Raw genomic sequence first — 20,008 nt, forward strand, 5'->3', positions numbered from 1 at the left:
GACCGCCGCCCGCCCCAACTGCGGAACACCCGGCGACCTCGCCGACGGGCCGGACGATCCCGGCGCACGAGACAGCAGCCCACATCCCGGGAGCGCCAGAGATCTTGGTAGGAAAGTGCCCCCAGAGGGGCTGTTTCCTACCAAGATCTACGGGCTTGGCTGGGGCGAGGCGCTCGCGGTGCATCGGCTGACCGGGTCGCTCGCACTCGCTCGGTCGGCGGCCGTTCAGGTGGGGCACGCTCAGTGTCCGGCACCGCCCCGGCGGGATGACCGCACCGCCGCCTTTGCTCTGCAGCCTTGTAGGCATCGGTTACGCGCCGTGCCAAGCGTGCGTTTGCGGCACGGCGGGGGTCCGGCGAGCGCCCCTGCTCAGAGCGGTGCTGCGTCGATGGCTGCAGAGCAAAGGCGGCGACGGGCGATGTGGCCGGATGAACGCGCCCTCACGCGCGGTTACGGTGACGCGGCGTGAGGGCGCGATGAAGTGCGGGAGCGGTCAGGAGTCGAGGTTGCGGTGCCGGCTGCGCAGCTTGAACGGCATCAGCGCGCTCTCGATCTTCGTGGCGGTGGTCATCTTCGAGTCGCCGTCGCGGCGCTCCTCGAAGCGGATCGGCACCTCGAGGATCGTGTGGCCGAGCTTGGTGGCGAGGTAGTGCATCTCCACCTGGAAGCTGTAGCCGTTCGACTGGACCCGGTCCAGCCCGATCGCGCGCAGCGCATCGGCCTGCCAGATCTTGAACCCGGCGGTCAGGTCGCGGATGCGTACCCGCAGCAGCGTGTGCACGTAGAGGTTGGCCCAGCCGCTGAGCGCGCGCCGGTACAGCGGCCAGTTCTCGTCCAGCTCACCGCCGGGCACGTAGCGCGAGCCGATGACCACCGAAGCCTGGGTGGACAGCAGCGCGCCGAGCATCCCGGGCAGCGCCTCCGGCGGGTGCGACAGGTCGGCGTCCATCTGGGCGACGAAGTCCGCGCCGTCGTCGAGCGCCCGTCCGATGCCGTCCACGTACGCCCGGCCGAGACCCTCCTTGCCCGGGCGGTGCAGCACCATCACCCGCTCCGGGTGCTCGATGGCCAGTTTGTCGGCGACCTCACCGGTGCCGTCCGGGGAGTTGTCGTCGGCGACCAGCACCTTCAGCCCCGGCAGCGGCAGCGCGAGGAGGCGCTCGACCAGCACCGGGAGGTTGCCCGCCTCGTTGTAGGTCGGAACGACGACGGTCAGGCGCGCATCCCCCCACGGGGAGGGTAACTGCACGGGTTCGATCATCACGGACATCCTCGGTCAGCCGACAGGTTCACCTGAGAGGGTAGCCAGTCCCTCGGGCGGCGGCCGCACAGACGCCCCGCCACCGATCGATCACCGCTCCGGCTTCTGCCTCGTCGCGATGTCGGAGAGCCGGGCCAGCGTCTCCCGGTTGCGCAGATGCAGCACCAGGTCGTTGAGCTTGGTCCGGACCCATCGCAGCGGACCGGCGGCGAAGTCCTCGCCGATGGTCACCCGGGTCCTGCCGCCCTCCAGCGGTTCCAGGGCGAACGCCACGATCGCCTCGCCGGCCGGCCACAGCCCCGCGCGCAGCACCAACCGGTGGGGCGCCTGGCACTCCAGCACCGTCGACTTGTCCTGGAGCGAGAACGGCCAGGGCCCGGCCCGATGGTGCAGGTTGCTGCCGACGCGCGGCCACGTGTCGTCCACGTCCCGCACGTGCGCGGTGCCCACCACCCAGTCGCTGTACGTCCACCCGTCCGCGAGCACCTCGAAGACCTGCTCCGGGGGCGCGTCGATCACCTTCTCCACAACCGCCATCACCGAGCGGTACCCCGGTGAGGGCGGTCGCTAACGGCGGACGGGTTAGCTTCTGCGGGGCGGCGGGTATCGCCGGACCGGGCAGGTCGTGGCAGGGCGTGCACCGGTCGTGCGGCACCGGCGGGGACGCCTGGCGCCGACGTCGACGTTTACTCCTCGGGGCCTCGGGAACCCGCCGCCCGTGCGACGGGACCAGGAGCGGGATCAGTGCAGGTCAGCCCGGGTTGACCCGGGTGCTGACCGGTTCCCGTCCGGCCTGTACGACGCCGTCCTGCTGGACCGGGACGGCACGCTGGTGGAGGACGTGCCGTACAACGGCGACCCGGAGAAGGTACGACCGGTGCCCGGCGCCCGGGAGGCGCTGGACCGGTTGCGGGCCGCCGGGTTGCGACTGGCGGTGGTGACGAACCAGTCCGGTCTCGCCCGGGGCTGCTTCACGGCGCACGACCTGCGCCTTGTCAACGCCCGGGTGGAGGAGCTGCTCGGGCCCTTCGACCACTGGGCGATCTGCCCGCACGCGGAGGCCGACGGGTGCGCCTGCCGCAAGCCCGCGCCCGGGCTGGTGCACGAAGCCGCGGCCGCGCTCGGGACCACGCCGACCCGGTGCGTACTGATCGGGGACATCGGCGCGGACACGGCAGCCGCCGCCGCGGCCGGCGCCGCCGCGATCATGGTGCCCACGCCCGCCACCCGGGCCGCCGAGGTGGCCGCCGCGCCCACCGTCGCCGCCGACCTGCCGGACGCGGTGGGCATCGTGCTGGCCCGGATGCGCCTGACGGCGGCGCCGCAGCCCGCGGGACGGTCGCGCCGGGGCACAGTGCTGGTGGTGCGCAGCGACGCGGCGGGCGACGTGCTGGTGACCGGTCCGGGCATCCGGGCGGTCGCGGCCGGCGCGGCCCGGGTGGTGCTGCTGTGCGGGCCACGCGGCCGGGCCGCCGCCGAGCTGCTACCCGGCGTGGACGAGATCATCGAGGCGCCGCTGCCGTGGATCGACGCGCCCGCCCCGCCGGTCGACCCCGGCGCCGTGCGCGCGCTGACCGACCGGCTCGCCGCGGTACGCGCCGACGAGGCGGTCGTGTTCACCTCCTTCCACCAGTCCGCCCTGCCCCTGGCCCTGCTGCTACGCCTGGCCGGCGTACACCGGATCAGCGCCATCAGCGACGACTACCCCGGCAGCCTGCTCGACGTACGCCACCGCGTCCCGGCCGGCGTACCTGAACCCGAACGCGCCCTGTCCCTCGCCGCCGCAGCCGGCTTCGCGCTGCCCGGCCACGACGAACCGGCGCTGCGCATCCGCACCGACCGGCTTCCGCCGCCCGCGGCCGAGGCCGGGGCGCCCGGCTACGTGGTCCTGCACCCGGGATCCTCGGTGGAGACCCGCGCCTGCCCGGAGGAACTGGCCACCCGCGTGGTCCGCGTGCTCGGCGCCGCCGGATACCGGGTCGTGGTCACCGGCGGGCCGGACGAGCGGGAGCTGACCGCGCGCGTCGCCGCGGCGGGCGGCGTCGACCTGGGCGGGCGGACCGGGCTGGACGACCTGGCGGCGGTGATCGCCGGAGCCGGCGCGCTGGTGGTCGGCAACACCGGGCCGGCGCACCTGGCCGCGGCACTCGGTGTGCCGGTGGTGAGCCTGTTCGCCCCGACAGTGCCGTTCGGACAGTGGGGGCCGTACCGGGTGCCGACCGTACGGCTCGGTGACGCGGGCGCCGCCTGCCGGGACACCCGTGCCACCGTCTGCCCGGTTCCCGGGCACCCGTGCCTGTCGGCGGTCGAGCCGGGGCGGGTGCTGGAGGCGCTGCGGCTGATCGGCGTGCCGGCACCGGTCGCGGGCGGGGTGGCCGGATGAAAATCCTGCTGTGGCACGTCCACGGGTCGTGGACGACGTCCTTCGTGCACGGCAAGCACCGCTACCTGGTGCCGGTCACCCCCGATCGCGGCCCGTACGGGCTGGGCCGCGCCCGCACCTACCCGTGGCCGGACAGCGCCATGGAGGTCACTCCCGAGGATCTGCGCCACACCGACGTGGACCTGGTGATCCTGCAACGCCCGGAAGAACTCGACCTGGCAGCCGAGTGGCTCGGCCGCCGACCCGGCCGCGACGTGCCGGCGATCTACGTCGAGCACAACACCCCGAAAGGCGACGTGCCGAACACCCGCCACCCCATGGCCGACCGCGACGACCTGCTCCTCACCCACGTCACCGCGTTCAACGAACTGTTCTGGGACAACGGCGGCACCCGCACCACAGTCGTCGACCACGGCGTCGTACCACCGAACGTGGAGTGGACCGGGGAACTCGACCGCCTCGCCGTCGTGATCAACGAGCCGGTACGCCGCTGGCGCGTCACCGGCACCGACCTGCTCGCCCGGTTCGCCGCGCTGGCGCCGCTGGACGTCTACGGGATGAAGGTGGACGGTCTCGCCGCCCACCTCGGCCTGCCCGAGGACCGGCTGACCAGCCACGACGACGTGCCCCAGCACGCCATGCACGCCGAACTCGCCAAACGGCGCGCGTACCTGCACCTGTGCCGCTGGACCTCACTCGGCCTCAGCCTCATCGAGGCCATGACCATGGGCATGCCCGTGGTGGCACTGGCCACCACCGAAGCGGTGGAAGCGGTGCCGCCTGCCGCGGGCGCGCTGTCCACCCGCGTCGACACGCTCGTCGACGCCGCCCGTGGCCTGCTGGACGAACCGGAGTCCGCCCGCCGGGCGGGCGCTGTGGCCCGGGCCGCCGCCCGGGACCGCTACGGCCTGGAGCGATTCCTCGCCGACTGGGACCGGCTGCTGGAGGAGGAAGTATGCGCATCGCGATGATCTCGGAGCATGCCAGCCCGCTCGCCGTCCTCGGCGGGGAGGACGCCGGTGGCCAGAACACGCATGTCGCGGAGCTCTCCGCCGCGCTCACGGCCGCCGGTCACGACGTGCGCGTCTACACCCGGCTCGACGCGGTGGACCTGCCGGTGAGCGTCCGCACCCCGGACGGGTACGAGGTGGTGCACGTACCGGCCGGGCCGGCCGAACCGGTGGCCAAGGACGACCTGCTGCCGTACATGCCGGCGTTCGGGCAGTGGCTGGCCGACCGGTGGCGCACCGGCGACTGGCAGCCCGAGGTGGTGCACGCGCACTTCTGGATGAGCGGGCTGGCGGGTCTCGCCGCGGCCCGCCGGGCCGGCGTGCCGGTGGTGCAGACGTACCACGCGCTCGGCACCGTCAAGCGCCGCCACCAGGGCGTGCAGGACACCAGCCCACCCGGCCGGGCCGAGCACGAGCGGAAGCTGGGCCGCTCGGTGGACCGGGTGGTCGCCCAGTGCCAGGACGAGGTCGCCGAACTGGTCCGGATGGGCGTGCCCCGGTCCCGGATGACCGTCGTGCCGTCGGGGGTGAACCTGACGACGTTCTCCCCGCTCGGCCCGGTCGCCGATCGCGACGGCGGCCGGGCCCGCATCCTCACCGTCGGCCGGCTGGTCGAGCGCAAGGGCTTCCAGGACGTCATCAGGGCCGTCGCCGAGGTGCCGGACGCCGAGTGCGTGGTCGTGGGCGGGCCGCCGGCCGGGCTGCTGGAGACCGACCCGTACGCGTTGCGCCTGCGCGCGCTGGCCCACTCGCTCGGCGTCGCAGACCGGGTACGGCTGGTCGGCGCGGTCCCCCGGGAGGAGATGGGCCGCTGGTACCGGTCGGCCGACGTGCTCGTCGCCGCCCCCTGGTACGAGCCGTTCGGGCTCACCCCGCTGGAGGCGATGGCCTGCGGCGTGCCGGTGGTCGCGACTGCGGTCGGCGGGCTGATCGACACGGTGGTTGCCGGACGCACCGGCGACCTGGTGCCGCCGCGTGAGCCGGCCGCGCTCGGCGCGGCCCTCCGGGGCCTGCTCGGCGACCGGATCCGCCGCTTCGCCTACGCCACCGCCGCGCTGGAACGGGCCCGCACCCGCTACTCCTGGGCCACCACCGCGGACCGCCTCACCGAGCTGTACGGCGAGGTGGCCACCGTGCGCCGCCCGACCCGGGTGGTCGCCTGATGGCGGCCGGGACGCCGGACGCCGGCGCAACGGTGCTGGAGGACCACCTGAGCCTGCTGGCCGCCGCGCTGCTGCCGCTGCGGGAGGCGGAACAGATGCTGGCCCGCTGGGGTGCGGAACTGGCGCAGCGGCTGGCCGCCGGTGGCCGGCTGCTGGTGGCGGGCAACGGCGGCAGCGCCGCCGAAGCCCAGCACCTCACCGCCGAACTCGTCGGCAAACTCCGCCACGACCGCCAACCCCTCTCCGCCATCGCACTGCACGCCGAAACCAGCGCCCTCACCGCCATCGCCAACGACTACGGATACGACGAAACCTTCGCCCGGCAGGTCCGCGCCCACGGCCGACCCCACGACCACCTCCTCCTCATGACCACCAGCGGCACCAGCACCAACCTCCTCACCGCCGCCCACGCCGCACACCAGACCGGCCTACGCTGCTGGGCCTTCACCGGACCCGCACCCAACCCCCTCGCCGACCTCTGCCACGAGCACCTGGCGATCGACTCGCCGGACGGGCAGGTGGTGCAGGAACTGCACCTGGTGGCCTCGCACGTGCTCTGCGAGTACGTCGAACTGGCGCTGCCCGCCGCGCTCGCCGCCCAGCCGGCGGCCGGGCCGGTACGCGCCGGCGTCGAGGTCGTCGTCGACGAGCCGGATCTCACCGAGCCGGACCCGACGGCGCCGGCCGGCCGGGGAGGCGCGGCATGAGGGGACCGGTGGTGGTGCTCGGTGACACGCTGCTGGACCGCGACGTCGAAGGTCTGGTGAACCGGCTCTGCCCGGACTCCCCGGTGCCGGTGCTGGACGAGACCGTATCCGTGGACCGTCCCGGCGGCGCCGGCCTGGCCGCCGTCTTCGCCGCCGCGCAGGGCGCCGAGGTCGCGCTGGTCACCGCCGTCGCCGACGACGCGGGCGGGGCGCGGCTGGGCACGCTGCTCGCCGCCGCCGGGGTCCGGTTGTACGCGCTTCCGCTCGCCGGCACCACCCCGGAGAAGGTCCGGCTGCGGGCGCGCGGCCGGGTGCTGCTGCGCCACGACCGGGGCGGGACGGCCGGCGCGCCGGGTCAGCCGAGCGACGCCGTGCTGCGGCTGCTCGCCGACGCGTCCGCGGTGCTGGTCAGCGACTACGGCCGGGGCGTGGCGGGGCATCCGGCGCTGCGCGCCGCGCTGGCCGCCACCCGGGCGCCGGTGGTGTGGGATCCGCATCCGCGCGGGCCGGCCGCCGTTCCCGGCGTGCACCTGGCCACCCCGAACGAGCCGGAGGCCCGCGAGCTGGCCAAGACGCCGCCGGGCGGCTCCCGCCTGGCCGTCGCGTCGCGCAGCGCGCACGCGTTGCGCCGCCGCTGGCAGGCGCGCGCGGTCGCGGTGACGCTCGGCGGGGACGGCGCCCTGCTCAGCCACGCGGGCTCCACGCCCCTGGTGGTGCCGGCGCCGCCCGCCGAGGGGGACACCTGCGGGGCGGGCGACCGGTTCGCGGCCACCGCGACGCTGGCGCTGGCCCGGGGCGCGCTGGTGTCCGAGGCGGTGCAGGAGGCGGTCGCCGAGGCGTCGGCGTACGTGGCCGGGGGCGGCGTGGCCGCCGCGCTGCCCGCACCGGTGCGGGCGGTGGCCCCCGCGGTGGTCACCGGCGGCGGGGACCGGATCGGCGCCGGGGCGGCCGGCGAGGTGGTGGCCCGGGTACGCGCGGCCGGCGGGACAGTGGTGGCCACCGGCGGCTGCTTCGACCTGCTGCACGCCGGGCACGTGGCGACGCTCCAGGCGGCCCGGCAGCTCGGCGACTGCCTGGTGGTCTGCCTCAACTCCGACGCCAGCGTGGCCGGGCTGAAGGGCCCGGAGCGCCCGGTCGTGCCGCAGGGCGACCGGGGACGGCTGCTCGCCGCGCTCGGCTGCGTCGACGCGGTGCTGATCTTCGACGAGCCGACCCCGGAGGCGGCGCTGTCCTGGCTGCGCCCGGACATCTGGGTCAAGGGCGGCGACTACGCCAGCGGCGGCGGCCCGGAGACGCTGCCCGAGACGGAGATCCTGGCCCGCTGGGGCGGTCACACGGTGGTCGTGCCGTACCTCGACGGGCGCTCGACCACCGACATGATCGCGGCGGCGCGGGCCGGGCGGGGCAGCGGCGGCTGGCCGGCCGCGCCGGTCGACCCGGCCGAGGCTGCCGCGCAGGTCCGGTCCACGGCGAAGGGAGCACGATGAACGAGCGACGCATCCGACCAGGCGCGGTCGCGCCCGCCGGTCCGACGGTGGCGGCGTGAGCGCCGGCGCGCCCGGAGCCGGGCCGACCGTCCTGGTCACCGGCGGCTCCAGCGGGCTCGGCGCGGCCGTGGTCGCCGCGGTGGCCCGCGCCGGCGGACGCCCGCTGGTGCTGGACCGGCAGCGTCCCGCCGACGGGGTGCCCTGGGCCGAGTGCGACCTGGCCGACACCCGCGCCGCCGAGGCCGCCACCCGCGATCTCGCGGAACGCTCCGGCGGGCTGGACGCCGTGGTCACCGCCGCCGGGATGGACGTCCCCGGGAAGCTGGCCGACATCCCGGCGGAGACCTGGGAGCGGATCGTCACCGTGGACCTGCTCGCCACGGCCGCGGTGATCCGGGCCGCGCTGCCCTGGCTGGAGGCGTCCCGGGGCAGCATCGTCACGGTGGCCTCCACGCTCGGGGTGAAGGCGGTCAGCGACGCGACCGCGTACTGCGCGGCGAAGTTCGGGGTGGTCGGCTTCACCCGGGCGCTCGCCGCCGAACTGGCCGGCGCGGTCGGCGTGACGCTGTTGATCCCCGGCGGGATGCGGACCGCGTTCTTCGACGAGCGGGACGCGCAGTACCGCCCCGGCCCGGACGCGGTGCTCAACGAGCCGGCCGACACCGCCGCCGCCGTCATGTTCGCGCTGTCCCAGCCGGCCGGTTGCGCGGTACGCGAGATGGTGGTCTGCGCCGCGCAGGAGTCCTCGTACCCGTGATCCTGGTGCTGCGGGCGCTCGGGGTCGGCGACCTGGCCACCGCCGTGCCGGCGCTGCGCGGCCTGCGCGCCGGCCTGCCGGGCCGGGAGCTGGTGCTCGCCGCCCCGGCCTGGCTGGCGCCGCTCGCGGAGCTGACCGGGGCGGTGGACCGGGTGCTGCCCACCACCGGGCCGGACCGGATCGCCTGGACCGGCCCGCCGCCCGAGGTGGCGGTCAACCTGCACGGCCGCGGGCCGCTGTCGCACCGGGCGCTGGCCGCCGTCCGCCCCGGCCGGCTGCTCGCCCACCGCAACCCGGACGCCGGCCACCCGGACGGCCCGGTCTGGGACGACGACGAGCACGAGGTCCGCCGCTGGTGCCGGTTGCTGCACGCGTACGGCCTGCCGGCCGACCCGGGGGACCTGGCGCTGCGGCGTCAGGCGGTGACCGGCGTACCGGCCGGCGTGACGCTGCTGCACCCGGGCAGCAAGATCCCGGCGAAGCGCTGGCCGGCGGACCGGTTCGCCGGGCTGGCCCGGGAGCTGGCCGCGCGCGGGCACCGGGTGGCGGTCACCGGCTCGCCGGACGAGCGGGCGCTGGCCGAGCGGGTCGCCCGCGACGCCGGGCTGCCGCCGGCGGCGGTGCTGGCGGGCCGGACCGGACTGGCCGAGCTGGCCGCGCTCGTCGCAGGCGCGCGGCTGGTGGTCAGCGGGGACACCGGCGTGGCCCACCTCGCCACCGGCTACGGCACCGCGTCGGTGGTGCTGTTCGGGCCGGTGCCGGCCGCGCACTGGGGTCCACCGCCGGACCGGCCCCGGCACCGGGCGCTGGGTGCGGTCGAGCGCACCACCGTCAACCGGGATTCGACCGGGTCGGGCAGGGTAGGAACCCACCCGACGTTGGATGCCATCGGGATCGACGAGGTGGTGGCTGCGGTGGTCGACGTGGAACGGGTCTCCGGTGCGGTTGCGGCGTAGCGATCCGGGCCGGCCGGGGTACGCGCGCCGGCGGCGTGGCAAGGGCTGGCTGTTCCTCGACCCGGCCGGCGAGCCTGTGCGCGACGCCGGGGAGCTGGCCCGGCTGCGCGAGCTGGTGATCCCGCCCGCCTGGCGGGACGTGTGGATCTCGCCGTACCCGAACGGTCACATCCAGGCCACCGGCATCGACGCGGCGGGCCGCAAGCAGTACCTCTACCACCCGCGCTGGCGGCGCAAACGCGACGAGGCCAAGTTCGACCACGTGCTGGAGGTGGCCCACCGGCTGCCCGCGTTGCGCGACCGGGTCACGCAGGACCTGTCGCTGCGCGGACTGCGCCGGGAGCGGGTGCTGGCCACCGTCGCCCGGCTGCTCGACATGGGCGCGTTCCGGGTCGGCAGCGACCAGTACGCCACCGGCGACGACCCCACGTTCGGGGTGTCCACGCTGCGCCCCGAGCACGCCCGCTCGCGGGGCGGCTGCGTGGTGTTCGAGTTCCCGGCCAAGGGCGGCATCGACCAGGTCCGCCGGATCGAGGACGCCGAGTTGTGCCGGGTGCTGCTCAACCTGCGCCGCCGCCGGCGCGCCCAGGAACGGCTGTTCGGCTACTGGGACGGCCGGGCCTGGCGCGACGTGCGCAGCGACGAGGTGAACGACTACCTGCGCGACGCCAGCGGCGGCGAGATGACCGCGAAGGACTTCCGCACCTGGCACGCGACGGTACTGGCCGCCGCCGAACTGGCCACAGTCGGTCCGCAGCGCTCCGCGACCGCCCGCAAGCGGGCCGTGGCGGCGGTGATGCGGTCGGTGGCCGACCTGCTCGGCAACACCCCGACGGTGGCCCGGACCTCGTACGTGGACCCGCGCGTGGTCGACCTCTACCACGACGGGGTTCTGGCGCCGGTGCAGCCGGAGATGCCGCGCGAGGCGGTGGAGAAGTCGGTGCTGGCGCTGCTGGAGGAGGAGGCCGGCTGACCGCCGACCGGCCCCGTCGGTCCTGGGGGGGATGCACGACGGGGCCGGAAACCTCGGCCGCCGGTGCGGTCCGGGGGCACCTACCGGGCGGGGCCGCCCGCGGCCGGGACCGCCGCGGACGCCACGCCCGGCCCCCCGATATCCGTGGGCCACCGCGAGCGGTGGCCCAGGTTTCAGTATGTACGGGACAGGTTGACGGCGGATGCCGTGCTGTTGACGATCCGTGCCGATTCCAGGTGACGAGCCCGGTACGTCTGCGGCGTCTCACCCTGCGCGGCCCGGAAGACCCGGCTGAAGTGCGCCTTGTCCCGGAAACCCCAGCGGGCGGCGATGACCTGGATCGAGCGGTCACTCAGCGCCGGGTCGGCGAGGTCACGACGGCACCGGGCCAGTCGCTCGTCCCGGATGTAGGCGGCCACCGTGGTCTCCTCGTCCTCGAAGAGCCGGTGCAGCGAGCGCACCGAGATGTGGTGCGCGTCGGCGACCGCGCCCGGGTCCAGCGTGGCGTCGCCGAGGCGCTGGCGCACGTACGCGCGCACCTGGGCCAGCAGGGCACGCCGCCGGACCTCGGTGGGCACCGCGTCCTCGGAGACGAGGTTGCGGCCGAGCAGCGTGGCGACCAGGTCCAGGCCGACGGCGCCGAGCCGCTCCGCGTCGGCCGCGTGGTACTGCTCGGGGTTCGTCGTGATCCGGACGAGGAAGTCGGCGACCAGGCCGCCGACACCCTCGGAGCCGGACATCCGGCCGGCGAACAGGGGAGCGAGCCGGCGGGGCGGCAACGGCAGCGCGTCGTACGGCATCAGGGCCACGATCGACCGGGCGTACCCGGGCCCGGCGGCGTCGGCGTGGTGACTGACCTCGTGTGGACGGGAGCAGTCGTAGAAGGTGAGGTCGCCGGGGCGGCACCGGGCGCGCTGCCCCTCCTGGTCGGCCTGGCTGGTCCCGCTGAGCGTCAGCGCGAGCAGGTAGTAGTCGGGGTCGGAGCGCTGGATCAGTTTCGAGGTGCGCACGCAGTCCACCGAGGGGTAGCGGTAGCGGATGAGCTGCATCCGGCCCAGGTCGATGAACTCGGCCCGGGCGACGAAGTCGTCGGCGTGCGCGGTGTGCACCCGCAGCGGCGTCGGCGTGCTCGCCATCATGTCCAGCCACATGCCGAAGCGCTCCGGTGGCGGCAGCACCTCCGTGTCGAGGACCTGACGTTGCAGCTTCCCGTCCATCAACGACCCCCCGTGGCTCGTCACTCCTGCTGTAAGCAGGACGCCCCACGGGGCCCGAAAGCGACGCCGGTGGGGCGTGATGTCCGTCATTGACGGACCTGCGAGCCTTCTGTTAGGAGTCCGTTCAGTCGTTCAGCACCTGGGCCAGCCGGTCCCGGAACCGGCGCTCGGAATCGGTCACCGCGTCGCCGCCCAGACCGAGGATGCCGCCGGTGGAGGCCGCGCCCACCACCTGCTCGGCGATCTCCACCAGCCAGTGCCGGTACGCTCCGGCCTGCCCCTCGTCCACCCGCGCGGCGAGCAGCGCGGACGCCTGCCCGGCCCGGCCCAGCACGTCCTCGATCGTCGCCTTCGGATCCTGCGGCGTGAGAACCGGCAGCTCCGCGCCGGTCTCCGGGTCGCCCACCCGGTCGACGATCTCACCGGCCACCGCGGCGACCAGCGGACTGGCCGACTCGCGGCCGGCGGCGATGGTCTCCAGCCCGGCGGCGTTCTCGGCCATGGTGCGGCGGGTGCCGTCGGACTCGGCGGCGGCCGCCGCGGTGAGCACCGACTGCGGCAGCCCCACAAGCAGTCCCCACTCCTCGTCGGAGACGCCGAACCGGGTGTACGCCGGCTGCTCGATCACGATCAGGCCCCTTTCGCCGTGGTCGTCGTTGTCGACGGGCGCCCCCGCGGCGCCCGGGTCAGGCTAGTCCAGCTCCAGCAGGCCCTGTTCGGACACCACGCGCACGGACAGCGTCTTGTAGCCCACCTCGTCGAAGAGGACGGTCATCCGGTCCTCCTCGTAGCTGAGCACCAGGCCGGCGCCCCACTCGGGGTGGCGTACCTGGCTGTGCACCGGGAACGGCCCGACGGCGCCGTCACCCGCCACACTGGTGCCCGCGTGGCAGTTGTCGCAGTGCCCGCAGACCTCGTTCATCTGCTCACCGAAGTACGCCAGCAGGGCCTGGCCCCGGCAGCCGGTGGTCTCGGCGAACGCGCGCATCATGTCGGTACGCGACCGGGTCACGGTCTGCTGCCGTTCCGCCTCGGCCAGCGCGGCGCGGCCGGACTCGGCGGCGGCCGGGGCGTACCGGGGCGCGCCGATACGCTGCTTGGCCCGTGGCTCGGCCGCCCCGACCTGCTCCAGCAGGGACAGGTACTGCCCCAGCTTGCGCGGACCGAGGCCGGTCAGCTCGCGCAGCTCCTTGCGGTTGCGGGCCTTGCCGCGCAGCACCGCGGCGAGCTCGGTCAGTTCTTTCTCGTCCGGCAGGCCGCCGCTGAAGTAGCGCTGGAGGCCGACGTCCTCGGAGCGCCACAGCAGCAGCACCCGGGCGGGCGAGCCGTCGCGTCCGGCCCGGCCGATCTCCTGGAAGTAGCTGTCCGGCGAGTCGGGCAGCGCCATGTGCGCCACCCAGGCGATGTTCGGCTTGTCGATGCCCATGCCGAACGCCGACGTGGCCACCATGATCGGCACCCGGTCGGCCAGGAACGCCTCGTGCAACTCGTGCCGGGCCGCTGTGGGCATGCCGCCGTGGTAGAAGTCGGCCGGGTAACCGGCGCCGGTGAGGCGCTCGGCCAGCTCCTCGGCCGCCCTGCGGGTCGGCACGTAGATGATGCCGGGCCGCTCGTCGTCGCTCAGCAGCGCGATGAGCCGACGCCACCGGTAGTCCTCGGTCGGGCAGTGGGCCACCTCCAGGAAGAGGTTCGGCCGGTCCAGCCCGGAGACCACCACCTCCGGCTCGCGCAGCCGAAGCCGGGCGATGATGTCGTCGCGTACCGGCGGGGAGGCGGTCGCGGTGAGCGCCACCACGGGCGGCCGGCCCAGACCGTCGATCAGGTGACCGAGGGCCAGGTAGTCCGGCCGGAAGTCGTGACCCCACGCCGAGATGCAGTGCGCCTCGTCGATCGCCACCAGCGCCGGCTTCAGCTCGCGTACCTCGGCGAGCCGGTCCGGGTTGCTCAGCGCCTCCGGCGTGATGAACAGGAACTCCGCGCGCCCGGCGCGGATGTCCTCGATCGCCTCGGCCTGCTGGGCGGCGCTCTCGTCCGAGCTGATCCGCACCGCGCGCAGCTCCGGACGCTGCCGTTCGTTGAGCGCGGCGATCTGGTCCTGCTGCAACGCCAGCAGCGGGGAGATCACCACCGTCGGGCCGGGGATCAGGCTGGCCGGGATCTGGTAGATCGCCGACTTGCCGGCGCCGGTGGGCAGCACCACCAGGGCGTCGCGGCGCTTCATGACGGCGCGCATGGCGGCGAGCTGGTTGGGCCGCAGCGCGGTCCAGCCGAACAGGTTCCGCGCCGCCCGGCGCAGGCTGGTGGAGTGCGTGGTCAGTTTCATCAAGCGCCTCAGCTACCCCCGGCGATCCCGCGCGAAACCGCCGCCCGGCTCACCGGAGCCGGGGCAGTACCTCGCGCCGGTACAGGTCGAACAGGCCCTGCCAGTGCGGGCCGGTGTTCGCCACGTAGACCTCGTCGTAGCCGGCTTTGGCGTACTCGTCGATCATCTCCAGGTGGGCGTCGGCGTCGCGGCCGCAGACGAACGCCTCCCGCACCTGCTCGGGCCGCACCAGTTCGGCGGCCTGCTCGAAGTGCCGGGGCGAGGGGAGCACCTGGGACAGCTCGCCCGGCACGCCCGCGTTGGGCCAGCGCTCGTACGCGATCCGCGCGCCCTCGTCGGCGGTGTCGGCGTACGCCGCCTTGAAGCCGCCCTGGCACGGCTTGTCGCCGCCGCCGGACTCGCGGAACCGGCGCACCATGTCGGCGTCGGGCATGGTGCTGACGTAGCCGTCGCCGATCCGGCCGGCCAGCTCGATCGACTTCGGGCCGAACCCCGAGACGTAGATCGGCGGGGGCGTGTCCGGCCGGGTGTAGATCCGGGCGTGCTCGACCGTGTAGTGCTTGCCGTGGTGGTTGACGAACTCGCCGCGCCACAGCTCGCGGATCACCTCGACCGCCTCCTCCAGCATCTCCAGCCGCACGTCGGTCTGCGGCCAGGCGTCGCCGAAGATGTGCTCGTTGAGCGCCTCGCCGGTGCCCACCCCGAGCACGAAGCGACCCTCGTGCAGCACCGCGCTGGTGGCCGCCGCCTGCGCGATCACGGCCGGGTGGATGCGCATGGTCGGGCAGGTGACCGCCGTGGTCACCGGCAGCCGGCAGACCTGGCTGAGCGCCCCGATGGTGGACCAGACGAACGGGCTCTGGCCCTGCGCGTCGACCCACGGGTGGTAGTGGTCGGAGATCCACAGTGCCTCGAAGCCGGCCTGCTCGGCGCCGCGCGCCTGGGCCAGCAGTTCCGCCGGGGTGTACTCCTCGCTGGACAGGAAGTAGCCGATCTTCATGGTGTGCCCTCTCCGCTGCGACCGGACGGCTTCGTCGTGTCCGGACAGGGCAAGCCCTACCCCCGGCGGCGGGCTCCAACCCGGCGGGCGCGGGATCAGCGCCGGAACATGGCCCGGATCGCGATCAGCAGGAACAGGCCGCCGACCACCAGGCCGAGCAGGCGTACGCCGGGGATGTCGGCGGCGCTGGTGGCGTCAGCGAGCGGCAGAGCGGGCATGTGGGAACTCTCCCACGGGCCGTCGCGGGGCGCCAGCGGCTAACAGTAAGGATTGTTGACTATTTAGCTGCGCGGTGTGACCATGGCAGCACCCGCCGGCCCTGGCGGGTCCGTGGGGGAGACGGGGGTACGACAGCACATGAGCGAGCGGACCGTGGGATCGACCGGAGACCTGGCGGCGCTCGCCGCCGCCGTCCTGCAACCGGGCTTCGTCGGCACCACACCGCCGCCGTGGGTGTGCCGCTGGCTCGGCGAGGGCCTCGGCTCGGTCGTCCTGTTCGCCCGCAACGTCGTCGACCACGAGCAGGTCGCCACGCTCACCGCGACCCTGCGCGCCGAGCGGCCCGACGTCATCGTGGCGATCGACGAGGAAGCCGGCGACGTCACCCGGATCGAGTCCGCCCGGGGCAGCTCCCGTCCCGGCAACTACGCGCTCGGCGCGGTCGACGACCCGGCCCTGACCGAGGAGGTCGCCCGCGACCTCGGCGCCGAACTGGCAGCCGTCGGCGTCACGCTCGACTACGCCCCGGACGCCGACGTCAACTCCAACCCGGCCAACCCGGTCATCGGGGTGCGCTCGTTCGGCGCCGACCCGGACCTGGTCGCCCGGCACACCGCCGCCTGGGTACGCGGCCTGCAGTCCGGCGGCGTCGCCGCCTGCGCCAAGCACTTCCCCGGACACGGCGACACCCGGGTCGACTCGCACCACGCCCTGCCCCGCATCGGCGGCGACCGGGCCCGCCTCGACGCGGTCGAGCTGGCCCCGTTCCGCGCCGCCGTGGCGGCCGGCGCGCAGGCGGTGATGACCGGCCACCTGCTGGTGCCGGCGCTGGACCCGGAGCTGCCCGCCACGCTCAGCCCGCGCGTGCTCGGCGGCCTGCTGCGCGAGGAGATGGGCTTCGGCGGCGTGGTGGTCACCGACGCGGTGGAGATGCGCGCGGTGGCCGACCGGTACGGCTTCGCCGGCGCCGCGGTGCGCGCTCTCGTGGCCGGCGCCGACGCGATCTGCGTGGGCGGGGAACGGGCGACCGAGGCGGACGCCCGCGAGCTGCGCGACGCGATCGTCGCCGCGGTGATCGGCGGGGAGCTGCCCGAGGAACGGCTCGCCGAGGCGGCGAAGCGGGTCGGTCAGCTCGCCGCGTGGAGCGTTGCCGCCCGCGCCCGCCGGGTCGCCGGCCCGCCGTCCGCCGACGGGTCACCGATCGGGCTGGCGGCCGCCCGCCGCGCGGTACGGATCACCGGCGACGCCGGGCTGCTGCCGCTGACCGGTCCGGCGCACGTGGTGGAGTTCGCGCCTCCGCGCAACATCGCCATCGGCGAGGAGACGCCGTGGGGCATCGCCGCGCCGCTGGCCCACCTGGCGCCCGGCACCACCACCGCCCGCTACGCCGCCGACGCCGTACCGGCCGACCCGGGCGCGTCGCCCGCCGGCCGGCCGCTGGTGCTCGTGGTACGAGACCTGCACCGCCACGACTGGATGCGGGACGCGGTACGCCGGGCGCTCGCCGCCCGCCCGGACGCGGTGGTGGTCGAGCTGGGCGTGCCCGAGCTGGTCACCGGCGCGGTGCACCTGGCCACCCACGGCGCCACCGCCGCCGCGGCGCGAGCCGCCGCCGAGGTGCTGACCGGGGCGCGCTGACTCCCGGCCCGGCCGGGCGGGGAGGTCCCCCGGCCGGGCCGGGCCTCACGGCTCGTCGACCACCAGGTCGGCGTACTCCGGGTGGCGCTCGATGAACGAGGCCACGAACGGGCACTGCGCCACCACCCGGCCGCCCCGGGCGCGGACCTGGTCCAGTGCGCCCCGGACCAGCGCCGCGCCGACGCCCTGACCCTGGAACCGGTCGTCGACCTCGGTGTGGGTGAAGACCAGCGTCTCGCCCCGGAGCGTGTAGGCGGCGAACCCGCTCAGCGCGTCGTCCACCAGGATCTCGAAGCGGCGCTTGGCGGCGTTCTCCTCGACCAGAAAACTCACCGGATCATTCTCCCTCCGGGCCCGGCCAGCCGGTCCAGTTCGGCCAGCAGCCGGTCCACCTCGTCGACGGTGTTGTAGTGGTAGACACTGGCCCGCACGGCGCCGCCGCTGCCTCGCAGACCCATGGCGTGGAAGTACTCGTAGGCGTAGTAGTCACCGTTCGACAGGCACAGGCCCGCCGCGCCGAGCGCCGCCGCGGTCTGCGCCGGGGTCAGTCCGGCCACCCGGAACGACACCGTCGGGCAGCGCCGGGCGGGTGAGCCGTACACGGTCACGAACGGGCGGTCGGCCAGCCCGGCGAGCAGCCGGTCGAAGACGGCCTCCTCGTGCGCCTGCGCGGCGGCCAGCCCGGCGCGTACCCGCTCCCGCCGGTCGCCGGTCGCGGCCGGATCCAGGCCGGCCAGGTGGTCCACCGCGGCAGTCACGCCGGCCAGCAGCGGGAAACTCGGCGTGCCGTACTCGAACCGGTCCGGCACCCCGTCGGCGGAGGGGAGCAGCTTCGCCGGGCGCAGCGCCTCCCAGCGCCCCGGGTCGGCGACCATCGCCGCCAGGTGCGGCCCGGACCACTTGTACGCGCTCGTCACCAGGAAGTCCGCGCCGAGCGAAGCCAGATCGGTCGGGCCGTGCGGCACCGAGTGCACGCCGTCCACGCACACCAGCGCGCCGGCGGCGTGCGCGATCTTGGCGATCGCCGCCACGTCCGGCACGGTGCCGATCGCGTTGCTGCCGGCGGTCACCGCCACCAGCCGGGTGCGTTCGGTGACCAGGTCGGCGTACTGGCCGGCGGGCAGTTCGCCGGTCGCCGGGTCGAACTCGGCCCAGCGCACCGCGGCGCCGGACGCCTGCGCGGCCTGCACCCACGGGCGGACGTTCGCGTCGTGGTCCAGCCGGGAGACCACCACCTCGTCGCCCGGACGCCAGCCGGCGCCGAGCGTCCGGGCCAGCGTGTACGTCAGCGCTGTGGCGCTCGGCCCGAGCACCACGCCCGACGGCTGCGCGCCGAGCAGGTCGGCGACCGCGGCCCGCGCCCCGGCGACCAGGCCCAGCGCCCGGCGGCCGGGCAGGAAGGCGGTGCTGCGGTTGCCCGTCGCGGCGCGCATCGCGCCGGCCACCGCCTCGACGACAGCGGCGGCGGTCTGGGTGCCCCCGGCGCCGTCGAAGTGGGCGAATCCCTCGCCCAGGGCAGGGTAGGCGGCCCGGACCCGGGCGACGTCGAAAGCCATCCCGGCACCCTAGCGCGCACCACGGACACCCCGCCCGGCGTGGCCGCCCCGCGCTCGCCCCGCCGCCGCGGTGGAACGGGCCGCCTATCCTTGGGCGGGTGACGATCCGACGCGCCACCTCCGCCCCCGCCCGCCGAGCCGCCGGTCTGCTCGCCGGCCTCGCCCTCGGCGCCGCACTGCTCGCCGGATGCAGCTCCGAAGGTGCCGAGACCGACTGCGGCCTCGACGCCTGCACGATCACCTTCGACCGCGGCGTGGCGGCCAGCGCCCGGATCCTCGGCGTCGAGGCGAAGCTGATCGGCGCCGACGGCGACCAGGTCACGGTCGAGGTCGCCGGGGAACAGCTCTCGCTCACGGTGGGCCAGCAGGCCACCGAGGTCGCCGGCTTCCAGGTCAGCCTGGACAGCGTCGACGAGCAGCAGGTGGTGGTGCGGGTCGCCCGCGACCTCGCCGGCTGATCCGTTTCGGCCGTCCCGGCGGGCGGCGACGTTTGGAAAATCGCCCGCCGGGAGATTGAGGGCTCATGTCTCTCACCCGGAACGCCGGAGCCACCGCCACCCAGGCTCGAAACAGCCGGTGGCTCGAACTGTTGACCCGTGCCGGCTTCATCGGTTACGGAATCGTGCACCTCCTCCTCGCCTGGCTGGCGCTGCAGATCGCCTTCGGCAAGTCGGGCGAGGAGGGAAACCAGAACGGCGCGCTGCGCACCCTCGGTGAACAGCCGCTCGGGAAGTTCCTCCTGATCGCGATGGCGGTCGGCCTGTTCGCCATGGCGGTCTGGCAGGCCTTCGAGGCGATCTCCGGCCACGTGTCCCGGACCGGCAAGGAACGACTGTTCGAACGGATCGCCTCGGTGGTCCGGGTCGTCGTCTTCGTCTGGCTCGGCTGGACCGCGATCAAGGTCTTCCAGGACGCCAGCTCCAACGCCTCCGACCAGCAGCAGCAGCTCTCCGAGAAGCTGATGGCCTCCGACGGCGGCCGGTGGCTGGTCGGGCTGGCCGGCCTCGCGCTCGCCGCGCTCGGCATCGGCATGGTGATCTACGGCCTGAAGAAGAAGTTCGAGCGCAACCTCAAGACCGGCGAGATGAGCCCGAAGACCCGGCAGCTCACCCGTCGGCTCGGCATGGCCGGGTACGCCTCCCGGGGCGCCGTGTTCGCCATCGCCGGCGTGCTGGTCGTGCTCGCGGCCGTCAACTACGACCCGGAGAAGGCGCGTGGCCTGGACGCCGCGCTGCGTACGCTGCGCGACCAGTCCTACGGGCCGTGGCTGCTGGCGCTCATGGCGCTCGGCATCGCCGCGTTCGGTGTCTACTGCTTCTTCCAGTCCCGGTACCGCAAGGTCTGATCCTGGTCGATAC

20 protein-coding genes are annotated in these 20,008 nt (G+C 74.8%); 11 read left to right on the plus strand and 9 right to left on the minus strand.

The window, feature by feature from the left end; all coding sequences use genetic code 11:
• Nucleotides 1–493: 493 nt before the first annotated feature.
• Both F8279_RS06520 and F8279_RS06525 read right to left on the minus strand, forming a co-directional pair.
• Nucleotides 494–1,261 (minus strand): polyprenol monophosphomannose synthase, encoded by a 768-nt coding sequence (locus F8279_RS06520; protein WP_151499386.1) that lies wholly within the window; start codon nucleotides 1,259–1,261, stop codon nucleotides 494–496.
• A 90-nt stretch (nucleotides 1,262–1,351) separates the two neighbouring features.
• Nucleotides 1,352–1,798 carry an SRPBCC family protein gene (locus F8279_RS06525; RefSeq protein ID WP_091423995.1) on the minus strand — a complete coding sequence of 149 codons (447 nt, stop codon included), beginning with the start codon at nucleotides 1,796–1,798 and terminating at the stop codon, nucleotides 1,352–1,354.
• A 256-nt stretch (nucleotides 1,799–2,054) separates the two neighbouring features.
• On the opposite strand from F8279_RS06525, the gene F8279_RS06530 reads away from it, so the two are divergent.
• Genes F8279_RS06530 through F8279_RS06565 form a run of 8 tightly spaced genes read left to right on the plus strand, consistent with a single transcriptional unit; the run spans nucleotide 2,055 to nucleotide 10,697 of the window.
• On the plus strand, nucleotides 2,055–3,644 hold the full coding sequence (locus tag F8279_RS06530; protein WP_192580641.1) for an HAD-IIIA family hydrolase: 1,590 nt from the start codon (nucleotides 2,055–2,057) through the stop codon (nucleotides 3,642–3,644).
• A complete protein-coding gene (locus F8279_RS06535) occupies nucleotides 3,641–4,615 on the plus strand; it encodes a glycosyltransferase (protein ID WP_151499388.1) in 975 nt (324 codons plus the stop codon). Before F8279_RS06530 ends, F8279_RS06535 begins: the two co-directional genes overlap by 4 nt.
• The gene (locus tag F8279_RS06540; protein ID WP_091424004.1) at nucleotides 4,600–5,817 is read left to right on the plus strand and encodes a glycosyltransferase; all 1,218 of its coding nucleotides are present in this window, start codon (nucleotides 4,600–4,602) and stop codon (nucleotides 5,815–5,817) included. The genes F8279_RS06535 and F8279_RS06540 overlap by 16 nt, the downstream gene beginning before the upstream one ends.
• Nucleotides 5,817–6,524 carry an SIS domain-containing protein gene (locus F8279_RS06545; RefSeq protein ID WP_091424009.1) on the plus strand — a complete coding sequence of 236 codons (708 nt, stop codon included), beginning with the start codon at nucleotides 5,817–5,819 and terminating at the stop codon, nucleotides 6,522–6,524. Before F8279_RS06540 ends, F8279_RS06545 begins: the two co-directional genes overlap by 1 nt.
• The gene (locus F8279_RS06550) at nucleotides 6,521–8,011 is read left to right on the plus strand and encodes a PfkB family carbohydrate kinase (RefSeq protein ID WP_091424012.1); all 1,491 of its coding nucleotides are present in this window, start codon (nucleotides 6,521–6,523) and stop codon (nucleotides 8,009–8,011) included. The genes F8279_RS06545 and F8279_RS06550 overlap by 4 nt, the downstream gene beginning before the upstream one ends.
• A gap of 55 nt (nucleotides 8,012–8,066) precedes the next feature.
• Nucleotides 8,067–8,768, plus strand: coding sequence for an SDR family oxidoreductase (locus tag F8279_RS06555; protein ID WP_091424016.1), 702 nt, complete (start codon nucleotides 8,067–8,069; stop codon nucleotides 8,766–8,768).
• Complete coding sequence (locus F8279_RS06560) at nucleotides 8,765–9,724, plus strand: glycosyltransferase family 9 protein (protein ID WP_151499389.1); 960 nt, start codon at nucleotides 8,765–8,767, stop codon at nucleotides 9,722–9,724. The genes F8279_RS06555 and F8279_RS06560 overlap by 4 nt, the downstream gene beginning before the upstream one ends.
• Entirely contained in the window at nucleotides 9,708–10,697 is a 990-nt protein-coding gene (locus F8279_RS06565; protein WP_151499390.1) for a DNA topoisomerase IB, read from the plus strand. The genes F8279_RS06560 and F8279_RS06565 overlap by 17 nt, the downstream gene beginning before the upstream one ends.
• A 173-nt stretch (nucleotides 10,698–10,870) precedes the next feature.
• On the opposite strand, the gene F8279_RS06570 is transcribed toward F8279_RS06565, so the two are convergent.
• From F8279_RS06570 to F8279_RS30810, 5 genes are all read right to left on the minus strand, one after another.
• Nucleotides 10,871–11,914 (minus strand): helix-turn-helix domain-containing protein, encoded by a 1,044-nt coding sequence (locus F8279_RS06570; protein ID WP_091424024.1) that lies wholly within the window; start codon nucleotides 11,912–11,914, stop codon nucleotides 10,871–10,873.
• 124 nt (nucleotides 11,915–12,038) lie between these two features.
• The gene (locus tag F8279_RS06575; protein WP_151499391.1) at nucleotides 12,039–12,542 is read right to left on the minus strand and encodes a hypothetical protein; all 504 of its coding nucleotides are present in this window, start codon (nucleotides 12,540–12,542) and stop codon (nucleotides 12,039–12,041) included.
• A 63-nt stretch (nucleotides 12,543–12,605) separates the two neighbouring features.
• A complete protein-coding gene (locus tag F8279_RS06580) occupies nucleotides 12,606–14,237 on the minus strand; it encodes an ATP-dependent DNA helicase RecQ (protein WP_091424030.1) in 1,632 nt (543 codons plus the stop codon).
• Nucleotides 14,238–14,286: 49 nt separating this feature from the next.
• Nucleotides 14,287–15,237, minus strand: coding sequence for a TIGR03557 family F420-dependent LLM class oxidoreductase (locus tag F8279_RS06585; protein WP_151499392.1), 951 nt, complete (start codon nucleotides 15,235–15,237; stop codon nucleotides 14,287–14,289).
• 95 nt (nucleotides 15,238–15,332) lie between these two features.
• Nucleotides 15,333–15,455, minus strand: coding sequence for a hypothetical protein (locus tag F8279_RS30810; RefSeq protein ID WP_255474080.1), 123 nt, complete (start codon nucleotides 15,453–15,455; stop codon nucleotides 15,333–15,335).
• Between the two features lie 139 nt (nucleotides 15,456–15,594).
• Here F8279_RS30810 and F8279_RS06590 point away from each other — a divergent pair, with 139 nt between their 5' ends.
• Complete coding sequence (locus F8279_RS06590) at nucleotides 15,595–17,094, plus strand: glycoside hydrolase family 3 protein (RefSeq protein ID WP_091424036.1); 1,500 nt, start codon at nucleotides 15,595–15,597, stop codon at nucleotides 17,092–17,094.
• A gap of 45 nt (nucleotides 17,095–17,139) precedes the next feature.
• On the opposite strand, the gene F8279_RS06595 is transcribed toward F8279_RS06590, so the two are convergent.
• Nucleotides 17,140–17,427 carry a GNAT family N-acetyltransferase gene (locus tag F8279_RS06595; protein WP_151499393.1) on the minus strand — a complete coding sequence of 96 codons (288 nt, stop codon included), beginning with the start codon at nucleotides 17,425–17,427 and terminating at the stop codon, nucleotides 17,140–17,142.
• Nucleotides 17,424–18,650 carry a cysteine desulfurase-like protein gene (locus F8279_RS06600; RefSeq protein WP_151499394.1) on the minus strand — a complete coding sequence of 409 codons (1,227 nt, stop codon included), beginning with the start codon at nucleotides 18,648–18,650 and terminating at the stop codon, nucleotides 17,424–17,426. The genes F8279_RS06595 and F8279_RS06600 overlap by 4 nt, the downstream gene beginning before the upstream one ends.
• A gap of 98 nt (nucleotides 18,651–18,748) precedes the next feature.
• Between F8279_RS06600 and F8279_RS06605 the strand changes: the two genes are divergently transcribed.
• The gene (locus tag F8279_RS06605; RefSeq protein ID WP_091424045.1) at nucleotides 18,749–19,108 is read left to right on the plus strand and encodes a hypothetical protein; all 360 of its coding nucleotides are present in this window, start codon (nucleotides 18,749–18,751) and stop codon (nucleotides 19,106–19,108) included.
• Nucleotides 19,109–19,173: 65 nt separating this feature from the next.
• On the plus strand, nucleotides 19,174–19,995 hold the full coding sequence (locus F8279_RS06610; protein WP_091424047.1) for a DUF1206 domain-containing protein: 822 nt from the start codon (nucleotides 19,174–19,176) through the stop codon (nucleotides 19,993–19,995).
• Nucleotides 19,996–20,008 lie beyond the last annotated feature (13 nt).

The sequence above is a fragment of the Micromonospora sp. AMSO1212t genome, assembly GCF_008868145.1.
GTDB lineage: Bacteria > Actinomycetota > Actinomycetes > Mycobacteriales > Micromonosporaceae > Micromonospora > Micromonospora tulbaghiae.

What these genes read in the sequence shown, in the direction of transcription:
- F8279_RS06520 (WP_151499386.1), bottom strand. Translation starts at nt 1,261, where the DNA reads ATGATCGAACCCGTGCAGTTACCCTCCCCGTGGGGGGATGCGCGCCTG.
- F8279_RS06525 (WP_091423995.1), bottom strand. Translation starts at nt 1,798, where the DNA reads ATGGCGGTTGTGGAGAAGGTGATCGACGCGCCCCCGGAGCAGGTCTTC.
- F8279_RS06535 (WP_151499388.1), top strand. Translation starts at nt 3,641, where the DNA reads ATGAAAATCCTGCTGTGGCACGTCCACGGGTCGTGGACGACGTCCTTC.
- F8279_RS06540 (WP_091424004.1), top strand. Translation starts at nt 4,600, where the DNA reads ATGCGCATCGCGATGATCTCGGAGCATGCCAGCCCGCTCGCCGTCCTC.
- F8279_RS06545 (WP_091424009.1), top strand. Translation starts at nt 5,817, where the DNA reads ATGGCGGCCGGGACGCCGGACGCCGGCGCAACGGTGCTGGAGGACCAC.
- F8279_RS06550 (WP_091424012.1), top strand. Translation starts at nt 6,521, where the DNA reads ATGAGGGGACCGGTGGTGGTGCTCGGTGACACGCTGCTGGACCGCGAC.
- F8279_RS06570 (WP_091424024.1), bottom strand. Translation starts at nt 11,914, where the DNA reads ATGGACGGGAAGCTGCAACGTCAGGTCCTCGACACGGAGGTGCTGCCG.
- F8279_RS06580 (WP_091424030.1), bottom strand. Translation starts at nt 14,237, where the DNA reads ATGAAACTGACCACGCACTCCACCAGCCTGCGCCGGGCGGCGCGGAAC.
- F8279_RS06585 (WP_151499392.1), bottom strand. Translation starts at nt 15,237, where the DNA reads ATGAAGATCGGCTACTTCCTGTCCAGCGAGGAGTACACCCCGGCGGAA.
- F8279_RS30810 (WP_255474080.1), bottom strand. Translation starts at nt 15,455, where the DNA reads ATGCCCGCTCTGCCGCTCGCTGACGCCACCAGCGCCGCCGACATCCCC.
- F8279_RS06590 (WP_091424036.1), top strand. Translation starts at nt 15,595, where the DNA reads ATGAGCGAGCGGACCGTGGGATCGACCGGAGACCTGGCGGCGCTCGCC.
- F8279_RS06600 (WP_151499394.1), bottom strand. Translation starts at nt 18,650, where the DNA reads ATGGCTTTCGACGTCGCCCGGGTCCGGGCCGCCTACCCTGCCCTGGGC.
- F8279_RS06610 (WP_091424047.1), top strand. Translation starts at nt 19,174, where the DNA reads ATGTCTCTCACCCGGAACGCCGGAGCCACCGCCACCCAGGCTCGAAAC.